At 36.5% G+C, this 6,836-nt stretch carries 7 protein-coding genes and 1 riboswitch; of the genes, 6 read left to right on the forward strand and 1 reads right to left on the reverse strand.

The genetic code is table 11. The annotated features are described in order from the left end of the window. The first annotated feature begins 260 nt into the window (after positions 1–260). The 5 genes from ACESSZ_RS16100 (at position 261) to ACESSZ_RS16120 (ending at position 5,145) form a co-directional block, all read left to right on the forward strand. Positions 261–1,106 carry a putative manganese transporter gene (locus ACESSZ_RS16100; protein ID WP_008687548.1) on the forward strand — a complete coding sequence of 282 codons (846 nt, stop codon included), beginning with the start codon at positions 261–263 and terminating at the stop codon, positions 1,104–1,106. Positions 1,107–1,187: 81 nt separating this feature from the next. Beyond that, positions 1,188–2,690: a tetratricopeptide repeat protein gene (locus ACESSZ_RS16105; RefSeq protein WP_008687550.1), complete on the forward strand. Its 1,503-nt coding sequence runs from the start codon at positions 1,188–1,190 to the stop codon at positions 2,688–2,690. Between the two features lie 23 nt (positions 2,691–2,713). After that, the gene (locus ACESSZ_RS16110; protein WP_008687552.1) at positions 2,714–3,265 is read left to right on the forward strand and encodes an SOS response-associated peptidase; all 552 of its coding nucleotides are present in this window, start codon (positions 2,714–2,716) and stop codon (positions 3,263–3,265) included. Beyond that, a complete protein-coding gene (locus ACESSZ_RS16115) occupies positions 3,265–3,996 on the forward strand; it encodes an ABC transporter permease (protein WP_008687557.1) in 732 nt (243 codons plus the stop codon). The genes ACESSZ_RS16110 and ACESSZ_RS16115 overlap by 1 nt, the downstream gene beginning before the upstream one ends. 291 nt (positions 3,997–4,287) lie before the next feature. Then, the gene (locus tag ACESSZ_RS16120; protein ID WP_008687559.1) at positions 4,288–5,145 is read left to right on the forward strand and encodes a GNAT family N-acetyltransferase; all 858 of its coding nucleotides are present in this window, start codon (positions 4,288–4,290) and stop codon (positions 5,143–5,145) included. 140 nt (positions 5,146–5,285) lie between these two features. Here ACESSZ_RS16120 and ACESSZ_RS16125 read toward each other — a convergent pair whose 3' ends face one another. Further along, positions 5,286–5,906, reverse strand: a complete 621-nt coding sequence (locus ACESSZ_RS16125) for an ECF transporter S component (RefSeq protein ID WP_008687560.1) — start codon at positions 5,904–5,906, stop codon at positions 5,286–5,288. Between the two features lie 105 nt (positions 5,907–6,011). Next, positions 6,012–6,129, reverse strand: a riboswitch (FMN riboswitch). A gap of 217 nt (positions 6,130–6,346) precedes the next feature. On the opposite strand from ACESSZ_RS16125, the gene ACESSZ_RS16130 reads away from it, so the two are divergent. Next, positions 6,347–6,739 (forward strand): hypothetical protein, encoded by a 393-nt coding sequence (locus ACESSZ_RS16130; protein WP_008687565.1) that lies wholly within the window; start codon positions 6,347–6,349, stop codon positions 6,737–6,739. Positions 6,740–6,836 lie beyond the last annotated feature (97 nt).

Consider the following 6,836-nt stretch of genomic DNA (forward strand, 5'->3'; position numbering starts at 1 on the left):
CCAGTAAAGATAGCACGTTGCCAGGTAGGAAGACCTGTTCTGAGAAGGACAGGTTTTTTTCTATATAGAGAAAGAAATCCAAACACATTCCTTATGTGAGCGAAACCAATGGCATCAAATTTCATGTTTTTTCAACAAAGATGCAACTTGCCTGATTCGCTGATAGGATTTAATTTAAGTAATTCATAAAGAACTCATACTACTGGTATAAATAATCGAAAAGTGGTAAAATTGCTAAGTGATGCGAAAGGAGAATCAACATGCAGGATCTTTTAACTGATGTTTTACATGATACGTTGAGTATGCTACCTTTTTTATACGCAGCTTATGTATTTATGGAATATCTTGAACATAAAAGCAATGATAAGATGCAACGTTTATTAGCTGGAACCCGACGATTTGGTCCACTGGTTGGTTCTGTGCTAGGTATTGTACCACAATGCGGTTTTTCTGTTATTGCAGGTGGTTTATATATGAATGGTTCTATCACTCTTGGTACGTTGATAGCAGTTTTTGTATCAACTAGTGATGAAGCTATTCCTATTTTAATTGCGCAACCTAATCAATTAGATGTATTGTTGCAGGTGATTGCAGTAAAACTGGTGATTGGATGCATTTCAGGGTACTTAATAGATCTATTAGTGAAACAGCATCACTTGAAGGAAAATCATCCTTTACATGACATTCATGAGCACTGTGATGAAGAACAGAAAAAACATCCATCCATCTTTGCGATTGCATTCTTACATACACTGAAAATCTTTCTCTTTATTTTCTGTGTGAATTTTATCATATCCTTCATCATTCATGAGTTTGGTGAAGAAGCATTAGCACAATTTTTAGGTGCTGGAAGTTTCTTGCAACCTTTATTTGCGTCGCTTGTCGGATTCATTCCCAATTGTGCTGCCAGCGTTATTTTATCACAACTGTTTATTGACGGTGTTGTGAGCTTTGGTGCATTAACTGCGGGACTGATTACGAGTGCTGGATTGGGATTACTAGTGTTATTTAAGATGTATGATAATAAAAAGGATATTTGCCGTATACTTGGTATATTATTTATAATTGCTCTTGTCACTGGAAGTATTTTACAAATTCTTAGTTAAGTGGTTTCTGTGAGAAATCGCTTTTCTTTTCTTTATCTTCTATTTGAGATATAATAAAGATACGAAAACAAGTGGATGGTGATGAGTTTGGATTATAAACAAGAATTTGCGGATCTACTAGCTGAAAATCGACTAGAAGATGCTCGTATTCTGCTGGAGAAATATAAAATATATGCGTTAGATGATCCTTTTTATTATGGAAATATGGGATGGCTATTAAATCATATGGAACGTTATCAAGAGGCGGAAATCTATCTGCTGAAAGGTATTCATCAGTTTGGGGAAGATGGATGGATGCATTCACAGCTAGGCTTTTGTTATGATCGGCAAGGAAGAATCAAAGAAGGCATGGAGGAGTTATTGACAGCTTTAGAGCTTGGATTTGATGAAGCATGGATTCATGGCGAGATTGGATGGTGCTTCAAAGAAGCTCATGAATATGAGCAGGCTGTGAATTGCTTTGAAGATGCATTATTGGACGATCCTAATAATACATGGCTTTTAGCTCAAGCTGCATCTTGTTATCTATCACTTGATAAAAAGGAGCAGGCATTGGAGTATTATTTAAAAAGCTATCAATTAGATCCAGATAGTGACGCTTGTTTTGATTTAGCAAATTTCTATCATCAAAAAGAAGATTATGAGAGTGAAATTCAATATTTGGAAAAAATCCATGAGAAAGAACATGAACCATGGAAGGAATTTCAGATTGCGAATGCGTACATATCTTTACATCGTGCAAAGGATGCTCTAGAACATTTAAAAAAAGCGGAAGCTGCCGGGAAAGATGATACGAGCTTACATGCCCTAATGGGAGATGCCTATCGTTTATTAGATGATATGGAGCATGCAAATGCACATTATGATCGTGCATTATCTTACTACGAAAAGGCCATTCATCGAGAGAAAGAGCATTATTGGATTTATCAGGAAATGATTTGGATAGCGCACAAGCAGCGGGATTGGAAAAAGAAATTAGCATTTTTAAAGCGGGCTGAAAAAGAAAAGAAGGATGATATGTGGTTAATGTATCATTTTGCCCGTTGTTATAGTGATTTAGGAGATTATGAACATGCTGAAAATGCTTGTGAGTTTTGTTTATCGCATGGAGAACAAGGCATGGATATGTTTGATTTATATGCATGGAATCTGGGGCGAGATGGTAAGGAACGCAAGGCAATCGAAGTATTATCGAAACGATTGAAGCGTTTTGGTGCAGATGGCTGGGCTTATGGCGAGTTGGGTTGGAATTATTTGCAACTGCAAGAATATGAAAAAGCCCTTGAATATTTTGTAAAGGCTAGAAAAAAAGAACCTAAGAATGCGATGCATCCTTCGATGTCCGGATGGTGTCATTACCAATTAGATGAGTTAGAAGATGCAATTTGTGACTTTACAACAGCGATGCAGTTGGGAAGAAAGGATGGTTGGATTTTCGCTAGCATGGCAGAAGTATTGGCGAAAGCGGATAGGAAGGAAGAGGCTATCCAATACTATGAACAGGCGTTAGCACAGGAATATGGTGAAGATTGGATACCAGAAGAAGTCGCAAAATTGAAAAAGGAAGAAGTTGCTGTAAGCTAATGGTTAGATAGGAGGTGATGATCATGTGTGGACGTTATTACTTTGCCTTTGAGGATAGTGTACCTTTTCAACGTTTGCAATATAAGGTAGAACAAAAGGCTTTATTTGAATATGCTCGGGAAGAAGTGTTTCCATCACAAAAAGCACTGGTATTAACACGTGGAGAAAATGATTATGATGTGGATGTTATGAAATGGGGCATGGAAGGGTATCAAGGAAAACGTTTGATCAATGCCCGTAAGGAAGGAATAGAGCAGAAAAAAACATTTGCGCCTTATTTAAAGAAACGCTGTTTGATACCTTGCAATGGGTTTTATGAGTGGGTAAAGACAGGAAATGGGAAGCAGAAGATTTATATTCGTAAACAAGACATGCCGTTATTCTACTTGGCAGGAATATATAACGAAAAAAAAGAATTCGTGATTGTAACAGGAGAAGCCTCAGATGCGATGGCGCAGATTCATAATAGAACACCTATTATTTTGCGTGAGGAACAAATCATTTCTTATTTACAAGAGGAACTAGCATTTCAGGTTGATAATGAAGACTTATTGTTTATCAAGGAGAAGAAGTAATGAAACGCCATCAAAGATATCGCACAATAGCTGCCGCAACAATTCTTTTACTTTTTTGGCAAGTCTTTGCCATGGTAAAGGATAATGATATGCTGGTTCCATATCCATGGCAAGTGGTACAACGTATGAGTACCCAAGTTTTTTCTGTTTCTTTCTATACAACGTTAGAGGTTACTTTGCTGCGTGGTTTTGCAGGACTGATTATAGCATTTCTTTTTGCGTTGTTTTGTGCATATTTAAGTTATCGTTCTCATATCTTCCGTGATTTATTTTATCCATTCCTTTTATTAACAAGAAGTGTTCCTAATATTTCTTATATCTTAATTGTCTTAATTATCTTTGCCCGCAGTATTGCAGTGATATTGATTTTATTTCTTATTCTGTTTCCGGTAATATACAGTAATCTATTTAGTGCCCTTTTGCATATGGATAAAGATTTAATGGAAGTCATGAAACTTTATCCGGAAAAGGAAAGTTATGAAATTCGACGTGTATACTTACCTTTATTGCGTCCTAGCATTGAGGCTAGTCTGTCAGCAGGGATGTCTTTAGCGTTTAAGGTCGGAGTCATGGCAGAGATTCTAGGGGGCATGCAGGAAGGAATTGGTCGAGAGTTAAATTTATGTCGTTTGAATTTCGATATGATTGGCATGTTTGCGTGGACAGGCTGGATGATTTTTTTGCTTGTACTGATGGATCGTATCTTACGTGTTTGCATCAAAGAGAGATGATACATAATACATAAACGATCTTACAGAATAGATCATGATGTTTGATGATAAAAAAGAAGTTTTTTCTTATTGCTTTAAGGTAGCAAGGTAAGGTCATTGAAGATTCATAAAAAGCATGTTATAATTATGATAATAAAGTGAGGTGATGTGCGATGAAGATAAACGATTTACTTATTTCTGAATCTGACATGCACATCCACCCTATGAAGCTTTTCTTAAACCAAGTGTAAAATAGCATGTTATTCAGAAATGGATACATGTTTTTTTATGGGTGGATGAGAAGGGAATTTCATGGAAATAAAAATTGTTTCAACAAAGGATGAACTATTTGCTGTATGTCATATGGCAGCTAGCAGTAACGCGCAAAATGAAGCATTATCTGAGGAGTTTCACCGAGGTAGTCTGAATATGGAAGATTGCCTAATTTTAAAAGAAGGGCAACGAATCTATGGCAGAATAATTCTGAATCGCTATTTGACATATCTGACACTGGAAAAAATACCTGTTGAAAGAGCGGTTGGCTTTCTTAAGGAAGCTTGTAATAGAATTCATGAGAAACATATCGTAATACATTTATATTCCGATAAAAGCAATCATGAACTTGTCAAAACTAGTCTTTTATTGTCAGATTTTGTAATTACCCAGGAAAAAGAGAGTTATATTTGTCAACCTTATGCTTATCCTATAAAAGCAGATCTTCGTGATGGCAGAGATGTTGAGGATACCTTATTTATTGAGATGATACAGGCATGTTATGAGCAGAATCAAGATCGTTCTATAAGGAAAGATGCTATACGATATGGGCGATATAAAGCAGCGGTCAAGCTATTTACAGAACTAATCGAGCAAGAACCTCTTACGTATCGGCAAATGTTGTTTGTGAATGGTACTCCTGCTGGAATCGTCTTTTTAAATACGTCTAGTGAAAAGTATCGTGGTATCGGATATTTGGCAGTGCACCCTGCTTTTCGAGCTCAGGGCTTAGGAAAAGTGTTGTTACAGGCGGCTTGCGCATTAGCAGCTAAAGAAAAGAGCGTTTCTACGATCATTGGGGATATTGATGTAAGAAACGCTTATATACGCGATATCGTACAAGCGTGTGCTTTTGAATTGAGTTGTCAGGAATTGGTATTTGAAAAGAACAGTTAGTATAAGATATAATGTATAAAGATTTTTGAAGAAGGAAAAGCAATAAATAAAAAAACGATGTTTATTTTGAAGTCAACCCCATAGTTTATAATTAACCAAATAAAGGGGATTCAAGTCACTTCAAAACATCGTTTTTTTGCTTAGGAACGTTTTAATAATGGAGCTACTTTTTTATAAGAAACAAAGACGATGGAACTCACTAAAACGCCTTTTATAATATTGAATGGAACGACACATAAAAGTACTAAGCCAAGCAATCCATGAATATTGGGGAAGATAGCAGCTCCCATTCCAATAATGATTTCCATCGTAATGGCAGGACTCATAAAATAGGCATAAGCAGGAACTAAGATAAAATAATTAACCAATGCCCCGACTAGTGTCATAATGATCGTTCCCATGATTAGGCCAATCAAAGCATTTTTCTTTGTTTTTTCATGTTGATAAAAAACGGTTGCCGGTACGACCAGGGCACAGCCAATTAGAAAATTAGCAAATTCACCAACTCCCATGGTAATCGTACCATTTAATAAAAGGTTTAAAACGACTTTTAATCCCTCAATGGCAACTGCTGCCCATGGACCCATGGCAAAACCGCCGATTAATACAACAACTTCACTAAAATCAATCTTATAAAATGGTGGAGCGATAGGCAATGGGATTTCAAACATCATCAAGACGCAGGCTAGAGCTCCTAGCATGCTGATTTTGGCGATTGTTTGCATACTCATCTGTTTTTTTGTTGAAACATAAGCTGACATGTTATTCCTCCTTTGGCTGATAGAGCCATCCTTGTCAGCCTTTTTCTGCTGTGAAAACAACAAAAAAAGGTTTTCAACAAAACCTTTAGGGAATATCAAAAAGACACTATACTTCTTTCATCCAGACTATACTGTCGCCACCGGAATTGCACACGGTTCCTGCCAGTTACGGCTTGCGGGGTTTACCGCCGATTGGGAATTTCACCCGACCCTGAAGTTTTTGTCGTTGTTATGATAGCATTGTTTTTGGGGATTGTCAATGCATATGCAATTGCGTTTATAGATGATGATATCTATCATACGTATTTGTGGTGTATTCGTAATTACAAGAAGCACAAGGTTCTTTCACAATTATGTGAAACTTTCAAATATAGAAGGAAAACTGGAGAATATAATGAAATAGTGATATAATACCCTACATGATGAAGGGAGTTTTCAACATGAAATGGTTTCAGAATTTTATGCGTGGAAGATATGGTGTTGACCAACTGTCATTCGCTATTCTTGTTTTATATTTCATTGTAACGATGATAGGAATGATCATGCAAAATAGCATGATTACGTACTTATCTACAATATTGATTATCTGGTGTTGGTTTCGCATACTTTCGCGTAAAACATATAAACGAAGTGCAGAGAATACTTTATATCTGCAGAAGACGTATCCGATTCGTATGTGGTTTCGTAAGAAAAAAAACCGTTTTCAGGATCGTAAGACACATAAGTATTATAAATGTCCTAGTTGTAAACAGGAATTACGGGTACCAAAAGGTAAGGGCGAAATTACAATTACTTGTCCAAAATGTCATACAAAATTTGATAAACGAACATAAGATGTGCAAAGGATAGCACATCTTTTTGTGCGACAGGCAGTCGCTATAATTCAACCATGTACAGGCATGGTTGAATTTTCTTTCTTATTAAGGATTG

The organism is Eubacterium sp. 3_1_31 (assembly GCF_964249515.1).
In the GTDB taxonomy this organism is placed as follows: domain Bacteria; phylum Bacillota_I; class Bacilli_A; order Erysipelotrichales; family Erysipelotrichaceae; genus Longicatena; species Longicatena caecimuris.